This is a genomic window from Streptomyces sp. NPDC033229, from assembly GCF_055576875.1.
Map to the genome: position 1 here is coordinate 49,095 of NZ_JBVIQR010000013.1, position 16,953 is coordinate 66,047.

14 protein-coding genes are annotated in these 16,953 nt (G+C 71.9%); 12 read left to right on the forward strand and 2 right to left on the reverse strand.

All coding sequences use genetic code 11. The features are described from left to right. Positions 1-76 precede the first annotated feature (76 nt). Positions 77-1,762: an MFS transporter gene (locus ACZ53N_RS14215; protein ID WP_469141140.1), complete on the forward strand. Its 1,686-nt coding sequence runs from the start codon at positions 77-79 to the stop codon at positions 1,760-1,762. Between the two features lie 123 nt (positions 1,763-1,885). Further along, positions 1,886-3,073: an acyl-CoA dehydrogenase family protein gene (locus ACZ53N_RS14220; protein ID WP_469141141.1), complete on the forward strand. Its 1,188-nt coding sequence runs from the start codon at positions 1,886-1,888 to the stop codon at positions 3,071-3,073. Between the two features lie 119 nt (positions 3,074-3,192). Here the strand turns inward: ACZ53N_RS14220 and ACZ53N_RS14225 are convergent, their stop codons facing one another. Continuing rightward, the gene (locus ACZ53N_RS14225; RefSeq protein ID WP_469141142.1) at positions 3,193-3,636 is read right to left on the reverse strand and encodes a cell division protein SepF; all 444 of its coding nucleotides are present in this window, start codon (positions 3,634-3,636) and stop codon (positions 3,193-3,195) included. Positions 3,637-3,907: 271 nt separating this feature from the next. Between ACZ53N_RS14225 and ACZ53N_RS14230 the strand changes: the two genes are divergently transcribed. The 8 genes from ACZ53N_RS14230 to ACZ53N_RS14265 all read left to right on the forward strand — a co-directional run bounded on the left by ACZ53N_RS14230 (position 3,908) and on the right by ACZ53N_RS14265 (position 13,019). Then, complete coding sequence (locus ACZ53N_RS14230) at positions 3,908-5,116, forward strand: DUF5685 family protein (RefSeq protein WP_469141143.1); 1,209 nt, start codon at positions 3,908-3,910, stop codon at positions 5,114-5,116. Positions 5,117-5,756: 640 nt separating this feature from the next. Then, a complete protein-coding gene (locus ACZ53N_RS14235; RefSeq protein WP_469141144.1) occupies positions 5,757-6,236 on the forward strand; it encodes a hypothetical protein in 480 nt (159 codons plus the stop codon). 45 nt (positions 6,237-6,281) lie between these two features. Further along, a complete protein-coding gene (locus ACZ53N_RS14240; RefSeq protein WP_469141145.1) occupies positions 6,282-7,310 on the forward strand; it encodes an LLM class flavin-dependent oxidoreductase in 1,029 nt (342 codons plus the stop codon). After that, positions 7,307-8,419, forward strand: coding sequence for an LLM class flavin-dependent oxidoreductase (locus ACZ53N_RS14245; RefSeq protein WP_469141146.1), 1,113 nt, complete (start codon positions 7,307-7,309; stop codon positions 8,417-8,419). The genes ACZ53N_RS14240 and ACZ53N_RS14245 overlap by 4 nt, the downstream gene beginning before the upstream one ends. 13 nt (positions 8,420-8,432) lie before the next feature. Beyond that, complete coding sequence (locus ACZ53N_RS14250; protein WP_469141147.1) at positions 8,433-9,227, forward strand: DUF1684 domain-containing protein; 795 nt, start codon at positions 8,433-8,435, stop codon at positions 9,225-9,227. A 247-nt stretch (positions 9,228-9,474) separates the two neighbouring features. Next, complete coding sequence (locus ACZ53N_RS14255) at positions 9,475-10,398, forward strand: S1 family peptidase (protein ID WP_469141148.1); 924 nt, start codon at positions 9,475-9,477, stop codon at positions 10,396-10,398. Positions 10,399-10,603: 205 nt separating this feature from the next. After that, complete coding sequence (locus tag ACZ53N_RS14260) at positions 10,604-11,587, forward strand: slipin family protein (RefSeq protein WP_469141224.1); 984 nt, start codon at positions 10,604-10,606, stop codon at positions 11,585-11,587. Between the two features lie 370 nt (positions 11,588-11,957). Further along, the gene (locus ACZ53N_RS14265) at positions 11,958-13,019 is read left to right on the forward strand and encodes a S1 family peptidase (RefSeq protein WP_469141225.1); all 1,062 of its coding nucleotides are present in this window, start codon (positions 11,958-11,960) and stop codon (positions 13,017-13,019) included. 206 nt (positions 13,020-13,225) lie between these two features. Here ACZ53N_RS14265 and ACZ53N_RS14270 read toward each other — a convergent pair whose 3' ends face one another. Then, the gene (locus ACZ53N_RS14270) at positions 13,226-13,663 is read right to left on the reverse strand and encodes a subtilase-type protease inhibitor (protein WP_469141149.1); all 438 of its coding nucleotides are present in this window, start codon (positions 13,661-13,663) and stop codon (positions 13,226-13,228) included. 411 nt (positions 13,664-14,074) lie between these two features. Between ACZ53N_RS14270 and ACZ53N_RS14275 the strand changes: the two genes are divergently transcribed. Beyond that, the gene (locus ACZ53N_RS14275; RefSeq protein ID WP_469141150.1) at positions 14,075-15,046 is read left to right on the forward strand and encodes an ABC transporter permease; all 972 of its coding nucleotides are present in this window, start codon (positions 14,075-14,077) and stop codon (positions 15,044-15,046) included. 122 nt (positions 15,047-15,168) lie between these two features. Beyond that, positions 15,169-16,953, forward strand: coding sequence for an ABC transporter substrate-binding protein (locus tag ACZ53N_RS14280; RefSeq protein WP_469141151.1), 1,785 nt, complete (start codon positions 15,169-15,171; stop codon positions 16,951-16,953).

Below are 16,953 nucleotides of genomic sequence, written 5' to 3' on the forward strand. Positions count from 1 at the left end.
CCCAGGTCACCTGCGGGTCCACAGTCCCCCAAGGCCCGCGGTCGGCGGCGAGCGCGCATGACACGGAGGTGTATGTATGTCCGGGACGACCACGGCCGGCCCCTCACGGGCGGCGGGCGTTCCCCGGCAGCGGTCCCGGTACGGACAGCGGCAGCGGCCGCGCCGCGGGCAGGGACCGGGAGCCGGGGCGAGCCGCTGGACCGTCCTCGTCGTCCTGTGCGTCAGCCTGCTGCTGGTCGCCGTCGACGCGACCGTGCTGCACGTCGCCGTACCGGCCGTCACCGAGGACCTGCGGCCCGGCGCGATCCAACTGCTGTGGATCGTCGACGTCTACCCCCTGGTCTGCGCCTCGCTCCTCATCCTCTTCGGCACCCTCGGCGACCGGGTGGGCCGCCGCCGGGTGCTGCTCCTCGGCTACGGGCTCTTCGGCGTCGCCTCCGCGCTCGCCGCGGTCGCCACCACGCCGGAGGTGCTCATCGGGGCCAGGGCGCTGCTCGGCGTCGGCGGCGCGATGATCATGCCTGCCACGCTCTCGATCCTCCGGCAGGTCTTCCCCGACCGGCGGGAGCGGGCGCTGGCCATCGGCATCTGGAGCGCCGTGGCCGCCGTGGGCGCTGCCGCCGGCCCGCTGCTCGGCGGGTTCCTCCTCGAACACTTCTGGTGGGGATCGGTCTTCCTCATCAACATCCCGCTGATGGTGGTCAGCCTCCCGATTGGACGATGGCTGCTGCCCGAGTCGACCGGCGACCGGAACGGGCCGTGGGACGTCCTCGGCGCGCTGATGGCCGCCTTCGGACTCTTCGGGGTGGTCCTCGGCGTGAAGCGGGCGGGCGGCGGTGAGCTGCTGAGCCTCGCCACCGTCGTGCCGACGGCCCTGGGCATCGCCCTGCTGATCCTCTTCGCCCGCCGGCAGCGGCGCCGCGAGCACCCCCTCGTCGACCTCACCCTGTTCGCCCGGCCGGCCTTCGGCACCTCGGTGGGCTGCATCGTGCTGGCCATGCTGGCGCTGGTCGGCCTCGAGCTGATAGCCGCCCAGTACCTCCAGCTCGTCCTCGGCCTCACCCCGCTCGAAACCGGTCTGCGGCTGCTGCCGCTCACCCTCGCCGCGATGGCCTCGGGCCTCGCGGGCTCCCGCATGCTGCACCGCTTCGGCCCCCGCGCGATGGTGAGCCTCGGCTTCGTCCTGACCGCCGCGGCGGTCCTCTCCCTGACGATGATGGGCCAGCACGACCGGCCCGGTGTCCTCGTCGCGGGCTTCGTCCTCCTCGGCTTCGGCCTGGAGACCACGCTCTTCGGGGCCTACGAATCCATGCTCAGCGAGGCCGCCGCCGAGTCCGCGGGCGGTGCCGCCGCGATCGGCGAGACCTCCTACCAGCTCGGCGCGGGCATCGGCATCGCCCTCCTGGGCACCGTCATGAACGCCGCCTACGCCCCCGGCGTCACCTCCGCCCCCGGTGTGCCGAGCGCGGCCGGTGCCGCCGCGAGCCACTCGCTCGGCGAGGCGTACGAGGTCGCGCACCGCCTCGGCGGCCCGGCCGGCGAGGCCCTGCGCACCGCCGCGCGCGACTCCTTCGTCCACGGTCTGCACGTCACCCTCGGCGTCAGCGCCGGGCTGCTGCTCCTCGGCGCGCTCGCGGCGCTGCGCCTGCCGCGCGTCATGGAGTGCGGTGCGGCGTCCACCGAGGGTTCGCCGTGCGGCGCGGACGACGGCGGCGCGGCACCCCGCGACCGCGCCCCGGTGCGCGGAGTCACCGCGGGCTGACCCCGGACCGGGCCCGGCAGGGGCAGGGTCTGGACGGCGAGGGTTACCCGGTCGTAGCGTCGGGACGCCTGGGATGATCACACCGCGGGCGGAGAGTGCGTCCGTGCCGAGCCGGAGGCCGAGATGTCCGTACGCACGCTGCCGTCGTTCGACCCGCGCGACCCGCTGGGCCTCGACGATCTGCTGACCGACGAGGACCTGGCCGTACGCGACACCGTCCGCCGGTGGGCCACCGACCGGGTGCTGCCCCACATCGCCGAGTGGTACGAGCGCGGCGAACTGCCCGGCATCCGTGAACTCGCCCGCGAGCTGGGGTCCGTCGGCGCCCTCGGCATGCAGCTCACCGGCTACGGCTGCGCGGGCGCCAGCGCCGTCCAGTACGGCCTCGCCTGCCTGGAGCTGGAGGCCGCGGACTCCGGCATCCGCTCGCTGCTCTCCGTCCAGGGTTCCCTCGCGATGTACGCCATCCACCGCTTCGGTTCCGAGGAACAGAAGCGGCAGTGGCTGCCCGGCATGGCCGCCGGCGAGATCATCGGCTGCTTCGGGCTCACCGAACCCGACCACGGCTCGGACCCCGGGGGCATGCGCACCCACGCCAAGCGCGACGGCGACGACTGGGTGCTGACCGGCCGCAAGATGTGGATCACCAACGGTTCGGTGGCCGGGGTCGCGGTCGTCTGGGCACAGACCGACGACGGCATTCGCGGTTTCGTCGTCCCCACCGATCGCCCCGGCTTCTCGGCGCCCGAGATCCGGCACAAGTGGTCCCTGCGCGCCTCGGTCACCAGCGAGCTCGTCCTCGACGAGGTACGGCTGCCCGCCGACGCGGTGCTCCCGGAGGTCACCGGGCTGCGCGGGCCGCTCAGCTGCCTCAGCCACGCCCGCTACGGCATCGTCTGGGGCTCGATGGGCGCCGCGCGCGCGAGCTTCGAGTCGGCGCTCGACTACGCGAGGACCCGCGAGCAGTTCGGCAAGCCGATCGGCGGCTTCCAGCTCACCCAGGCCAAGCTCGCCGACATGGCCGTGGAGCTGCACAAGGGCATCCTGCTCGCCCACCATCTGGGGCGGCGGATGGACGCGGGCAAACTGCGGCCGGAGCAGGTCAGCTTCGGCAAGCTCAACAACGTGCGGGAGGCGATCGAGATCTGCCGTACGGCCCGGACGATCCTCGGCGCGAACGGGATCTCACTCGAGTACCCCGTGATGCGGCACGCCACGAACCTGGAATCGGTGCTCACCTACGAAGGCACCGTCGAGATGCACCAGCTCGTGCTGGGCAAGGCGCTCACCGGCCTCGACGCGTTCCGGTGAGCACCCCCCTGCGTTTTCGACCCCCACGCTCACTCGGCCCCCGGTAGCCCCGGCCCCCGGGCGGCAACCCCCGTCCCGCTGGTTCGGTGACCCCCACCCCCGCCAGTTCTGATTGAAGGCTAGTTCTGATTGAAGAAGCCGCCGTTCGCGCGGCCGGTGTGCTCGCCGCTGACCACCTTGTAGTCGGCGGGGGTGAGCAGGAAGACGCGGTTGGCCACGCGCTCGATCGTGCCGCGCAGGCCGAAGGTCAGGCCGGCCGCGAAGTCCACGACGCGCTTGGCGTCGTTGGGCTCCATGCTGGTGAGGTTCACGATCACCGGGACACCCTCCCGGAACAGCTCGCCGATGCCGCGGGCGTCCCGGAAGCCGTCCGGGGTGACCGTGGCGATGCGGGTGCCCTGCTCCTGCGCGGCCTCGTCGGTCACCAGCACCTTCGGGTTGGTCACCCAGGAGTCGCCGGGCACCGGTCCCTCGGCGTCGGTGTAGTCGTCGTCGTAGTAGCGCTCGTCATCGCTGTCGTCGACGAGGCCAAGCCAGGCACTCGCCTTGCGCACCGATCCCATGGACGCCTCCTCTCACACGCGGTGTGTTCCGCCCGCTCCTCTATGGTCGTCCATGATGCGGATGATGTGCCAAGTGGATAGCCGCCACACGTGGATTTCGTGACGCATCTGGTGCAAAGCGGTTGGCGATGCGTCAGAAACCCCGAGATGTCCGCCACAGGCGCTGGACCTGGGCATATGCGACGACGATCGGGGTGTGGGCCCCTGCTCGGCGCGTTCCTCCGGTCAATAGGATGCCCGGGTTGATCGGCACCACACACGGGGGCGGGATTTGTTCGGGATTATCAGGCCTTGCAGGCACCGGCTGTCCGAAGGGATGCGGGCGGAGTGGATGGCTCATCTCTGCGGGCTATGTCTCACCCTGAGGGGGGATCACGGTCAGTTCGCGCGAATAGCCACGAATTATGACGGGCTGATCATATCCGTCCTCGTCGAGGCGCAGTCGTCCCGTTCCGAGGGGGCGAACTCCTGGCGGCGTACGGCCGGACCGTGTCCGCTGCGCGGCATGCGCACCGCGTCCGTGGCGAAGGGTGAGGGCGCGCGGCTGGCGGCCTCCGTCTCGCTCGTGCTGGCCTCGGCGAAGATGCGCGACCATGTCGCCGACGGTGACGGAATGTTGGCGCGGCGGCCGGTGGCGGCCGCGGCTCGCAAGGTCGCCGCCAAATGGGACCGGGCGGGCGCCCGCACCGGCTCGGACCTGGGGTTCGACACCTCCGTGCTGGTCGAGGCGGTCGAGCGGCAGTCGGGGATCGAGGCGCTGGCCGGAATCGGCACACCGCTGCTGGAGGTCACCGAGCCGACCGAGACGGCCACCGCCGCCGCCTTCGGATACACGGCGGTGCTGGCCGGACGGCCGGAGAACCGGGCACCGTTGGAGGAGGCGGGCCGGCTCTTCGGTCGGCTCGCGCATCTGCTGGACGCCGTCGAGGACTTGGCCGAGGACGCCGAGGCCGGTGCGTGGAACCCGATCGCCGCGACGGGCGCGGACCTCGCCGAGGTGCGGCGGCTGTGTGACGACGCCGCGCACGGGGTGCGCCTCGCACTGCGCGAGGTCGAGTTCGGCAGCAAGGGGCAGGGCAAGCTCGCGCACCTCCTGCTGGTGCACGAGCTGGAGCGCGCGGTCGACCGGGCGTTCGGCACCTCCGGCTGCGGACATCAGGCGCACCAAGCGCACGACGGGCACCAAGGCGCCTTCGGGCCGCCTCCGGTGATGCCGCCCGGTGCCCCGCCGGAGCCGCCGAGGCAGGGGAGGCGGCGCGGACTGCTGGCCGGCTGCGCGGTGTGGTCCGCGCTCTTCTGCACCTGCCAGGTGTGCTGCAGCGGTGAGTACCACGACCCCTGGGACGGCGAGAAGCGCGAGGGCTGGTGCCACAAGTGCGACTGCGGTGACTGCGGCGACTGTGGCAATTGCTGTGACTGCTGTGACTGTTGCGGTAAGTGCTGTGAGGGGTGTGACTGTGACTGCGGCTGTGACTGCTGACGCCACGTAGGCAGGTGTGGGGGGGGGGGGGGGGGGGGGGGGGGGGGGGGGGGGAAAAAGTGGGGGGGGGGGGGGGGGGGGGGGGGGGGGGGGGGTTGGGGGGGGTTGTTGTTTGTGTTTTTGTTTTTCCCTTTGACCCCGGGGGGGGGTTTTTCCCCCCCCCCCCCCCCCCCCCCCCCCCCCCCCCCCCACCGAGCTGGGGAAGCGGGATGGTGCGAGGGGAGGGTGCGGCCGATGGCCGCGGGTGGTGAAGGCGCGCCGATATGGCGTGATGCGGGCGGGAGTGCCTCGGCTGCCCCGTCAACGCCGGTGGCCGCGCCATGACATGGCGGGCCGGCGTCGGGCGCCGACAGGCGGAGTCAGCCCGAACAGGACGCCGACCACACCCGACCGAAGTCGATGTGGTCCCGCGTGACCAGCCGTTGCCCTGAGTCCATGGGGTAAGTGGAACAGCCATCTGTTTCCGCGTCAATCCCGTACCGGTCGTCCGGTGAGACGCGATGCTCAGAGTTCGGACAGGCTTGACAGTGGGCCGTGGCCTCGCAATAGCCTCAAGCCTTGGCCCGTGCTGAGGGGCGCGGCCAACTGTGAAGGCCCGCCACCGTCCCGTGTTCGCTCTCTGCATCCACGGAGCCTGCGCATGCCCGCGTGCCCCCTGTACCCGGCCCCTCCCCCCGTCGACTCCCCGGCGGCCCCCGCCCTCGTCGAGCGGAACGCCGCCGACGCCCCCGAACTCTTCCCGGGTGCCGACTTCTTGCGGGACGGGCCGCGGTCCCGCATCGAAGCCGACCCCGCCCACAGCCCCGGCCTCGCCGTCTTCCCCGCGCCCACCCTCGTCCGCCCCCGGGATCCGCTGCCGCGCGGCCCGCACGGCGAGAGCGCCGTCACGGCCGCCGGGCTGCTCGCCGTGGACCCGGGCGACGCCCGAACCCTGGGCCGCGGCGGCCGGCCGCACCCGCGCCGCTTCGCCCCCGGCCCGCACACCGACGCCTGCGCCTCCGGCGCCTTCGCCCGGCTGCCCGCGCCCAACGCGTCGGTCTTCCGGCACAACGACGCCCGCGCCACCCTGGCCTTCCCGCGTCGGCTCTCCTGTCGCGGCGCGCCGCGCTCCCGCACCTGAACTCCGCGCGACCGTCATCGCCCCACATCTACCCAGGGAACCCCCATGCCCGTACCCACCCGGCCCCTGCATCTGGCCGTCGCCATCGACCGGCCCGGCGTCTTCGACGCCGAGCCGTACATCCGCGCGGCCACTCTCGCCGAGCGCGGCCGGCTCGACTTCGTCACCCTCGGCGACGGCTTCACCCCGCCCCGGCGGGGTCGGGGCCGCCCCGACGCCCTCGCCACGCTGTCCCGGGTCGCGCCCGCCACCCGGCGGATCGGGCTGGTGCCCACCGTCACCACCACCTACACCGAGCCCTTCAACGTCTCCTCCGCCGTCGCCACCCTGGACTGGGTGAGCCGCGGCCGGGCGGGCTGGTCCGTCGGGGTCTCCGCGGACGGGGCCGAGGCGCGGCACTTCGGTCCCCGGCCCGCCCTGCCCGCCGCGGAACTGTGGCGGGAGGCGGAGGCGGTCGCCGATGTCGTCGCCCGGCTCTGGGACAGCCGGGAGGACGGCGCGGAGATCCGCGACACGGCGACCGGGCGGCTCACCGACCGCGACAAGCTGCACCGCGTCGACTTCGAAAGCCCCCGCTTCAGCGTCCGCGGCCCCGCCCTCGTGCCCCGGCCCCCGCAGGGCCGCCCGGTCGTCGCCGTCGACGCCACCGATCCGCTGCCCCGCGCGGCCGCCGCCCGCCACGCCGACGTCGCGTTCATCCGGGCCCGGAGCGCCTGCGGCCTCAGGGCGGTCCGCGCCGCCGCCGACGACTTACGGCGCCGTGTCCGCGCCGAGGGCCGCGACCCCGCCCGGACGGTGGTCCTCGCCTCCCTGCCCGTCGCGCTCCACACCAGCGCCGACGCCGTTGCCCTCGCCGACTTCGTCGGCACCTGGTACGCGGACGGGGTGGTGGACGGCTTCCACTTCCGGCCGACGGACATCGACCGCGACCTTCCGCTGCTCGTCGACGGCACCGTGTCCGTGCTCCAGCACCGCGGCCTGCCGCGCTCCTTCTACCCGGGCGCGACGCTCCGCGAGCACCTGTGTCTGCCCCGCCCCGCCAACCGCTACGCGCGCCCCAGGGAGACCGCATGACCACCCGCACCGGGCAGCGGCGGCTTCACCTCGCCGCGCACTTCCCCGGCGTCGACAACACCACCGTCCGGGCGGCCTCCCGCCCCGGCGGCCGGCTCGACTTCGCCTCCTTCGAACACCTCGCGCGCACCGCCGAACGCGGGCTGTTCGACTTCCTCTTCCTCACCGACGGGCCGCGGCCGTGTGAGCACCAGGGGCACGCGCACGACCTCGACGTGGCCGGCCGGCCCGAGCCGCTCACCGTACTGAGCGCCCTCGCGGCCGTCACCGAGCGGCTCGGCCTGGCCGCGACGGTCGACGCCACCTGCAACGAGCCCTACGAACTCGCCCGCCGGCTCGCCTCCCTCGACCACCTCAGCGGCGGCCGCGCGGCGTGGCACATGGTCACCACCTCCGACGCCTTCACCGGGGAGAATTTCCGGCGCGTCGGCCACCTCGAGGGGGCCGACGGACACACCCGCACCGCGGAGTTCGTCGCCACCGCTCGCGAACTGTGGGACTCCTGGGCGCCCGACGCGACGCCCCGCCCCTTCGTCCACCACGGGCGGCACTTCGACATCGCCGGGGAGTTCGACGTGGCGCGCCCACCCCAGGGGCACCCCGTCGTCATCCAGGCGGGCGACTTTGAGGAGGGCCGCGACTTCGCCGCCGCCACCGCCGACGTCGTCCTCACCCGGCACGGCACCCTGGAAGCGGGCCGCGCCTTCTACGCCGACGTCAAGCGGCGCCTCGCCGCGCACGGCCGACGGCCCGAGGACCTGAAGATCATGCCGGGCGTGACCTTCGTCCTCGGCGACACCGCCGCCGAGGCCCGGGAGAAGGCCTCGGAACTCCGCGAGCGAGGGCAGACCGTGATCGGGGCGACCGGACGACGGCCGTCCTTCGTCGGCACCCCCTCGGAGGTCGCCGACGGGCTGACGCGGTGCGTCGAGCAGGGCGCCGCCGACGGCTTCGTCCTCGTCCCGCACCTCATCCCGGGCGGGCTCGACGACTTCGTCGACCGGGTGGTGCCCCTGCTCCAGGAGCGTGGCGCGTTCCGTACGGAGTACACGGGCTCGACTCTCCGCGAGCACCTCGGCCTGCCGCTGCCCGCGGTGAAAATAGCGTGAAAGGTTGGCGGTCATGAGCTCTGACGCACAACAGCAGTGGAAGGCGTGGCGCGAGCAGCGCACCGAGGCGGTCTCGGCACCGTACGGGCCGCTCGCGCTCATCGGCACATACTGGCTCGCCGATATCGCCCATAACTTGGAGGGGCGAATTCCGGCCGTCCCGGGGCAGTGGACGGACGAGGGTGACGACGTGCTGCTCACCGCCACGGCGGCGGACGGTCTCACCCTCGACGGGCGGCCGTTCACGGGCACGGTCCGGCTCACCGTCGACGGCGGGCCCGAGACCGCCCGTGTCGCGCACGGCGACCGGCGGCTGCCGGTGCTGCGCCGCGAGGGACTGTGGGCGGTCCGGGTCTTCGACCCGGACGCGGCGAGGCGCCGGGAGTTCGCCGGCATCGACGTCTTCGACCACGACGAACGCTGGGTGCTGCCCGGGCTGTTCCGCCCCTACGAGGAGCACCGCACGGTCGCGGTGGAGAACGCCGACGGGCGGGAGCGGGGGCTCGGCCTCGCCGGTGAGCTGGAGTTCACCGTCGACGGCGAGAGGCACACGCTGCAGGTCGCGACCGAGGCCGACGGCTCGCTGTGGACGGTGTTCGCCGACGGCACGAGCGGCGGGTCCAGCTACCGCTTCCGCTTCCTGCGGCCACCGGCACCCGACGCCGACGGCAAGGTGACCGTCGACTTCAACCGCGCGCTGCTGCCGCCGTGCGCCTTCGCCGACCACTTCGTCTGCCCCTTCCCGCCGCCCGGCAACACGCTGCCGGTCGACATCCCGGCGGGGGAGCGGAACCCCGTCGCCCGATGACCCGTCGAAGCGGTGCGACCCGGTGGGTCGACCCGCTTCGAGCCCCGGCGGCACAGGCCGTCGGGGCCCTCGGCCATGCCCGGACGGGCGTCCGAAAGGTGCTCTTGCGCCGCAAGGTCCACGGCCCGAATACTCCCGAACAGCGCTTGTCAGGGGCACGGCGAAAGCGGAACCCGGTGTGCCTCTTGGCTGCGCCTCACGGGCCCGCGCGCTCGGCGGACCCCCGACCCCACTCGGGAGGAACAACGTGAGGATCAAGCGCACCACCCCCCGCAGCGGTACCGCGAGACGTGCCCGGCTGATCGCCGTGGCGTCCTCGCTCGCGGCCGCGTCCGCACTCGTCGTCACCAACGCCCACGCCGAGGCCGGTTCGGCCGCCACCCCCGCTACCGCCTCCCAGCTGTCCGCCGCGAGTGCGGCCGTGCGGACCGCCGACGTCCCGGGCACCGCCTGGATGGTCGACAAGGAGACCGGCACGCTCCTGGTCTCCGCCGACTCCACCGTCTCCGCGGCGGAGATAGCGAAGATCAAACGGGAGGCGGGTGCCAACGCCGACGCGATACGCGTCGAGCGGGTCTCCGGTACCTTCTCGAAGTTCCTGCGCGGCGGCGACGCTATCTACGCCCCGAGCTGGCGCTGCTCGCTGGGGTTCAACGTCCGCAGCGGCAGCACGTACTACTTTCTGACCGCCGGTCACTGCACCGAGGGCAACCCCGCTTACTACAGCAACTCCGGTCACACGACCAGCATCGGCCCGACCACCGGATCGAGCTTCCCCGGCAACGACTACGGGATCGTGAAGTACACCAACACCTCGCTCGCCCACCCGAGCGAGGTCAACCTCTACAACGGCAGCTCCCAGAAGATCACCTCCGCCGCCAACCCGACCGTGGGGCAGAGCGTCCAGCGCAGCGGCTCCACGACCGGGCTCAAGAGCGGCAAGGTCACCGGCCTCAACGCCACGGTCAACTACGGCAACGGCGATGTGGTCTCCGGTCTCATCCGCACCACCGTCTGCGCCGAACCCGGCGACAGCGGCGGTGCCCTGTTCGCCGGTTCCACCGCCCTAGGCCTCACCTCCGGCGGCAGTGGCGACTGCCGCTCCGGCGGTACGACCTTCTTCCAACCGGTCGTCGAGGCACTGAACGCCTACGGGGTGACCATCCCCTGACACCCGTCGTCGCCTGAGCGCACCGTGCACGACATCTGAACCCGCCCGACCTCCTTCCGGCCGCGAGCACGCACCTTTCTTCCCCCTCGCCTGCGGCCGGCGGGTGCCAGAGCCCCCGATCCGTGCCCGGATCGGGGGCTCGACCCCTGCCCGCCGGGGGCATACCGTGGAAGACGACACCCGATGCGGATGGCTGGGGGTCGTGATGCTCGAAGAGCTGGTGGTGGCGGCGGTGGCCGCGGGCTCTGCCTGTGCGCTGTACGTGGCGTCGGCGGCCCGGGTGGTCAAGCAGTACGAGCGCGGTGTGGTGCTGCGGCTCGGCCGACTGCGGGACGAGATCCGTCCACCGGGGTTCACCATGATCGTGCCGGGCGTCGACCGGCTCCGCAAGGTGAACATGCAGATCGTCACCATGCCCGTCCCCGCCCAGGAGGGCATCACCCGGGACAACGTGACCGTGCGGGTCGACGCGGTCGTCTATTTCAAGGTCGTGGACCCGGCGGAGGCCGTCATCCAGGTCGAGGACTACCGCTTCGCGGTCTCGCAGATGGCCCAGACCTCGCTGCGTTCGATCATCGGCAAGAGCGACCTCGACGATCTGCTCTCCAACCGGGAGAAGCTCAACCAGGGCCTGGAGCTGATGCTCGACAGCCCCGCCATCGGCTGGGGCGTGCACATCGACCGCGTCGAGATCAAGGACGTCTCGCTGCCGGAGACGATGAAGCGCTCGATGTCCCGGCAGGCGGAGGCCGAGCGCGAGCGCCGGGCCCGCGTGATCAACGCGGACGCCGAGCTGCTGGCGTCGAAGAAGCTCGCCGAGGCGGCCGCGACCATGTCCGAGCAGCCCTCCGCCCTCCAGCTGCGGCTCCTGCAGACCATCGTGGCCGTCGCCGCCGAGAAGAACTCCACGCTGGTGCTGCCCTTCCCCGTGGAGCTGCTGCGCTTCCTGGAGCGGTCGGCCCAGCAGGGCCCGCCCGCGGCAGCCGCGCCCCCGGCTCCGCAGTCGGCCCCGGCCCCTCCGGAGCCGGTGTCGCCCGCTGTCGAGTCGGTGCCGTTGGATCCGTCGCCGGCCTCGGATGCCGAGCTGCCGCCCGGGTTCCCGCAGTCCGTCCGGGCCGATGACGAGACGCCGGGCAGCGGTGGACCGCCGGAGCACGGCACCGGAAGGACGCCGCCCGGGCCGGTGTGAACGGGCTGGACGAACGGGCTGGACGAACGGGCTGGGTGAACGGGCCGGTGTGAACGCGCTGGCTGAACCGGCTTGCGCGGCCCCGGAGTTGCGCCTTCGCGCCCTTCCGTAACGCCTGTCCCGCACAGCGGCTGACACGCGCGCCCGAAAGCGTGATGTGCGCGCCCTGGGCGCGCGCATAGCCATGCGCGCAACCGGAATTCATACTTGTGCACTCCCTCCGCCGGTCGGGATACTCGACGGGCAACTTGGCATGGACGCGCCTTTCGTACAGGGAGGCGGGCCTGTGTCGCCTGTCCTCCGGGCCCAGGCCGCCCCCCCTGCCGCCGGGCCCGACCCCACCGGAGGTGCCGAGTTGAAGCCCAGCCTGATGCGTGCGCGCACCACCCTGGCCGGCGCGGCGGTGGCCGTGCTCGCGGCGGTGACCCTCGGTCCGCAGCACGCCGGCGCGTCGATCGCCCCGGAACCGCGCGCGATGTCCGCGGCCTCGGCCGGGCAGCTCGCGAGAACGCTTCCCGCCCGGCTGAAGGACGTGGGGGCCGGTGCGTACTACGACGCGGTGGCCAGGAAGCTCGTCGTCAACATCACCGACCGGAGGGCCGCGGGCGAGGTCCGCGAGGCCGGTGCCGAGCCCAGGGTCGTCCGCTTCTCACAGGCCCGGCTCACCACCGCGCAGTCGGTGCTGGCCTCCCGGGCCGCGATCCCCGGTACCGCCTGGGTGGCGGACCCGAGAGTCAACCGCGTCGTCGTCACCGCCGATCCCACGGTCACGGGCGAGAAGCTGACGCGCCTCAACAAGGTCGTCGGCTCCCTCGGTGAGACGGTGGTGGTGCGGAAGTCGTCCGCCAGGCTCATGCGCTTCGTCCGGGCCGGTGACGCGATCCACGGGCCTTCCGCGCGCTGCTCGCTCGGCTTCAATGTCGTCGACAGGGGCGGCAGGCCCGCGTTCCTGACCGCCGGTCACTGCGGCAGGGCCGTCACCGCCTGGTCCGCGAGCCGGGGCGGGGCGGTGATCGCCCGCACCGTCGGGGCCGGCTTCCCGGGCAACGACCACGCCCTCGCGGAGTACACCGACCCGACGGTCGCGCATCCGGGCTCCGTCAGCCTCGGCGACGGCCGGACGCAGACCATCACCGGCTTCCGCGACGCGGTCCTGCGGGAGCGCGTCTCGCGCAGCGGGTCCACGACCGGGCTGCGCAGCGGCAAGGTCACCGGCCTCGACGCCACGGTGAACTACCAGGAGGGCACGGTCACCGGGCTGATCCAGACCGACGTCTGCGCCGAGCCGGGCGACAGCGGCGGCCCTCTCTTCGCCGGTGACCGGGCGCTGGGGCTCACCTCGGGCGGCACCGGAAACTGCACCGTGGGCGGTACGACTTACTATCAACCGGTGGGAGAGGCCCTGGCGGCCTACGGCGCGACCCTCCCGTAGCGGCCCCCCGGCGGACCCGTGACGGTCGCGCACCGCACCCACGAACAGCGGCCCCCGGACACACCTCCACGGTGTCCGGGGGCCGCTCCCTGTGCGGGTCGTACGGGTCGTTCAGTCGCACGGGTCGTTCACTCGTGCAGCTCGTGCAGCTCGTGCGGGCGTGCAGCTCGTGCGGTCATACCGGCTGTCGTTCGGGGGCGGTGGCCTCAGAACTCGAAGACGACGCCCTTGCCGTCCGACGCCATGCACGGGTTGGCGAACTTGTGCTCGTACGAGACGCGGTGGCCGTCCCAGACGCCTTCCGCGGTGATGACGATCGGGCGGTACTCCTTGGTGCAGACCCGGTCGGACTTCGTGGTGACGAGGGCCTTGAAGTCCCCGTCCACGGCACGCAGCTGGTCACAGGCGGCGCGTGCGGCCGGGTGGGTACCCGAGGCCTTCGGCGTGCAGTTGAGCGTCACCGCTCGCTGTACGCCCGAGTCCGCCGCGCTTTCGCCCTCACCGACGGTCAGCACCAGTGCAGAGGGCGCGAACAGACTCTGCGTCTGCGCCGAGGGCGCGGCGGTCGCCGCCGTTCCGGCGCTCAGCAGGCCGCCCAGCGCCATGGCGGCGCCCAGCGCGATCCCTCCAGTGATGTACCGCATTACGAACACTCCTTTGTTGGTTGCTTCAGATAACGGACGGAGTCTTGCGTAACGCGAGCATGAACGCACACCGATCGAACACTTTCGGTCGCTGGTTGAAAACCCTGTGTAGTGGCGCGATTTCGTGTGAGGTAGGTCTCGTATGTGTCCTCAGGGAAACGGCGGGCGTCGACGGGCGCCCGGATTGGGTGGGAATGGTGGGAATTAATGTTTCAGGAGCGTTGACCAGCAAGGATTCCTTGTAATCATTGCTTAAACAACAGAGGAGCCTTCAAAAGAACGATTTGCGGCGCGATTGACCATTGGATCTAATGATCCGCAGCCCGACTTGAGAGACCCTCGCAGTCCGGCCGAAAAGAGGCTCGCCCGATGACAGCGCGGCGGCCGGAGCGATTCAGGAGCGCCGCAGCAATGGCCGAAGAGCACTCAGACAGACCCTCGGGCCCCGTCTCACGCGGCCCTTTCGTCACTGCCGTTCGGGCCTTCCGGCGTGACCGGACCGGCATGGCCGCGCTCGCCGTCGTCCTGCTGTGTGCCGTCCTCGCGCTCGCCGCCCCGCTGATCGTCGCGCTCTACGGCAAGGACGCCACCGAGCACTACGGGCAGAACACCCCCGGCCTGCTCAGCCCCGAGGGCCTGCCCGTCCTGCCCGGCGGCGGCATCTCGGCCGACCACTGGTTCGGCATCGAACCCGGCCTCGGCCGCGACGTGCTGGCCCAACTCCTCTACGGCATGCGGACGTCACTGCTGGTCGCCCTGGCCTCCGTCGCCGTCATCGCCGTTGTCGGCATCGTCCTCGGCGTCACCGTCGGCTACCTCAGCGGCATCGCCGACCGGGCCTTCACCTTCGTATGCAATGTGCTGCTCGCTTTCCCGACACTGCTGCTGCTCCTCGCGCTCGGCCCCGTCGTCGAGACGCGCTTCGTCGACCCCGGCGAGAACGAACCCGTCTGGATGCAGTTCACCGTGCTCATCTCGGTGTTCGCCGCCTTCGGCTGGGTGCCGCTGGCGATGGTCCTGCGCACGGCCGTACGGTCGCTGCGCGAGCGGGAGTTCATCGAAGCGGCACGGGCCCTCGGGGCGAGCCGTCGGCACATCGTCTTCCGTGAACTGCTGCCCAACGTCTGGGCGCCGGTGCTCGTCCACATCACGCTCGCCGTGCCCGGCATCGTCACCGCCGAGGCCGCGCTGTCCTTCCTCGGCGTCGGCATCGACGAGCCCGTCCCCGACTGGGGCCGGATGATCTCCCGGGGCTCCGAGGTCTTCTACGACGACCCGACCTACATGGTCTTCCCCGGCGTGACCATCCTCGTCTTCGTCCTCGCCTTCAACCTCCTCGGCGACGCGGTCCGGGACGCGCTCGACCCCCGGACCGCGCGCTGAGGCTTCCGCCGGAAGCGTTGCCGACTGTGGGTCGGCTTCGGCCTGCCGCGCAGTTCCCCGTGCCCCTCATGGGGCGCGCCGCTTCCCCTTCTCCTTCCCATTTCCGATCAACGGAGTTCACCATGGCCCGCATCCGTCCGCGCAGCACAGTCGTCTCGGCGCTCGCCACTGCCGCCGCCCTGCTGATGTGCTCCTGCTCGGCCGGTGCGGGCAAGGGCGCGGAGGGGGCCGAGGGCAGCGGCGCCACGGCCGCCAAGAGCGGCCAGCGGCTGACCGTCACGCTCGGCACCGCCGCGGACAGCCGGGGCCCGGCGCCCGCGGTCTCCGGCGCACGCTCCGGCGGCACCGTCAAGGTCGCCAACCTCGACGACTACTCCCACCTCGACCCGCAGAAGACCTACGCGGGCGAGGGCTACAGCACCTCGCTGCTGTGGGGCCGTCAGCTGACCCAGTACCAGGTCGTGGACGGCAGGCCCAAGCTGGTCGGCGACCTGGCCACCGACACGGGGAAGTCCTCCGACGGCGGCCGCACCTGGACCTACCGGCTCAAGGACGGCGTCGCCTGGGAGGACGGGAAGCCGATCACCTCCGCGCACATCAAGTACGGCATCGAGCGCACCTTCGCGCCCGGCTTCGAACTCGGCCCCACCTACTGGCCGGAGTGGCTCACCGACTCCGAGGACCGCAGTGCCGCGGTCAAGAAGTACGGCGGCCCGAAGGACGGCGACCTCAAGGCGATCGAGACCCCCGACGACAAGACCATCGTCTTCCGCTTCCCGAAGCCGCAGTCCGACGTGCCGTACATGGCGGCCCAGTCCTCCTCCTCACCCGTGCGCGAGGACAAGGACACCGGCACCGGCTACGACGTACGGCCGTTCGCCACCGGACCGTACAAGATCGTCGAACACAAGCAGAACCAGAGCCTGACCCTGGAGCGCAATCCGCACTGGAAGGCGGAGACCGACCCGATCCGCCACCAGTACCCCGAACGCTTCGAGTTCACCTTCGGCAAGAAGACCCTCAACACCGCCCAGGAGGTCTTCAACGCCCGCGGCGCCGGACCCGACACCGTCACCACCAAGAGCGAGGTGCCGCCGGAGCTGTACGCCGAGGCCGCGCGCGACCCGAAGAAGAAGGAACTGATCGTCGCGGGCAGCCAGGGCGCCTTCACCAGCGACCTCTACATCAAGAACAGCCGCGTCACCGACCCCGAGGTCCGCAAGGCCATCCACTACCTCTTCCCGCGCGAGCAGGCCCGCCAGGTCCTCGGCGGCCCGCGCCTGGGCGACTTCGCCACCACCCTCTCCTCACCCGCCGTCGTCGGCTGGAAGAAGTACGACCTCTACCCCGTCAAGCCCACCGGCGACGTCGAGAAGGCCAAGGAGCACCTCGCCCGGGCCAAGACCAAGGTCACCACCTTGACCTACGCCTACGAGAGCGACGCCCCCGAGAAGGACCGCCTCGCCCAGGTCCTCGTCGACGCCTTCGCCAAGGCGGGCATCAAGCTGGTCGTCAAGCCGTTGGAGAAGGCGACCTTCACCAACGAGGTCTTCCGCGGCCCCGCCCCCTACGACATGTGGCTGTCCACCAACTCCGTCGACTGGCCCACCCCGGCCACCCTGCTGCCCGACAGCTTCCACAGCAAGCTCGACGCCCTCGCCAACTCCATCCGCTACGCCAACCCCGAGGTCGACAAGGAGCTGGAGCGCATCGCGGGGATCGGTGACGCCCGGCAGAAGGCCGACGCCCTGATCGCCCTGGAGCGCACCGTCATGAAGGACGTCCCGGTCGTGCCCTTCCTCTACACCAGCGTCTCCCAGTTCCGCGGCGCGAACATCGGCGGCGCCGCCATCCACCCCATCTACGGTTCCATCGCCGCCGCCTCGCTGTACCTCAAGAAGTCCTGA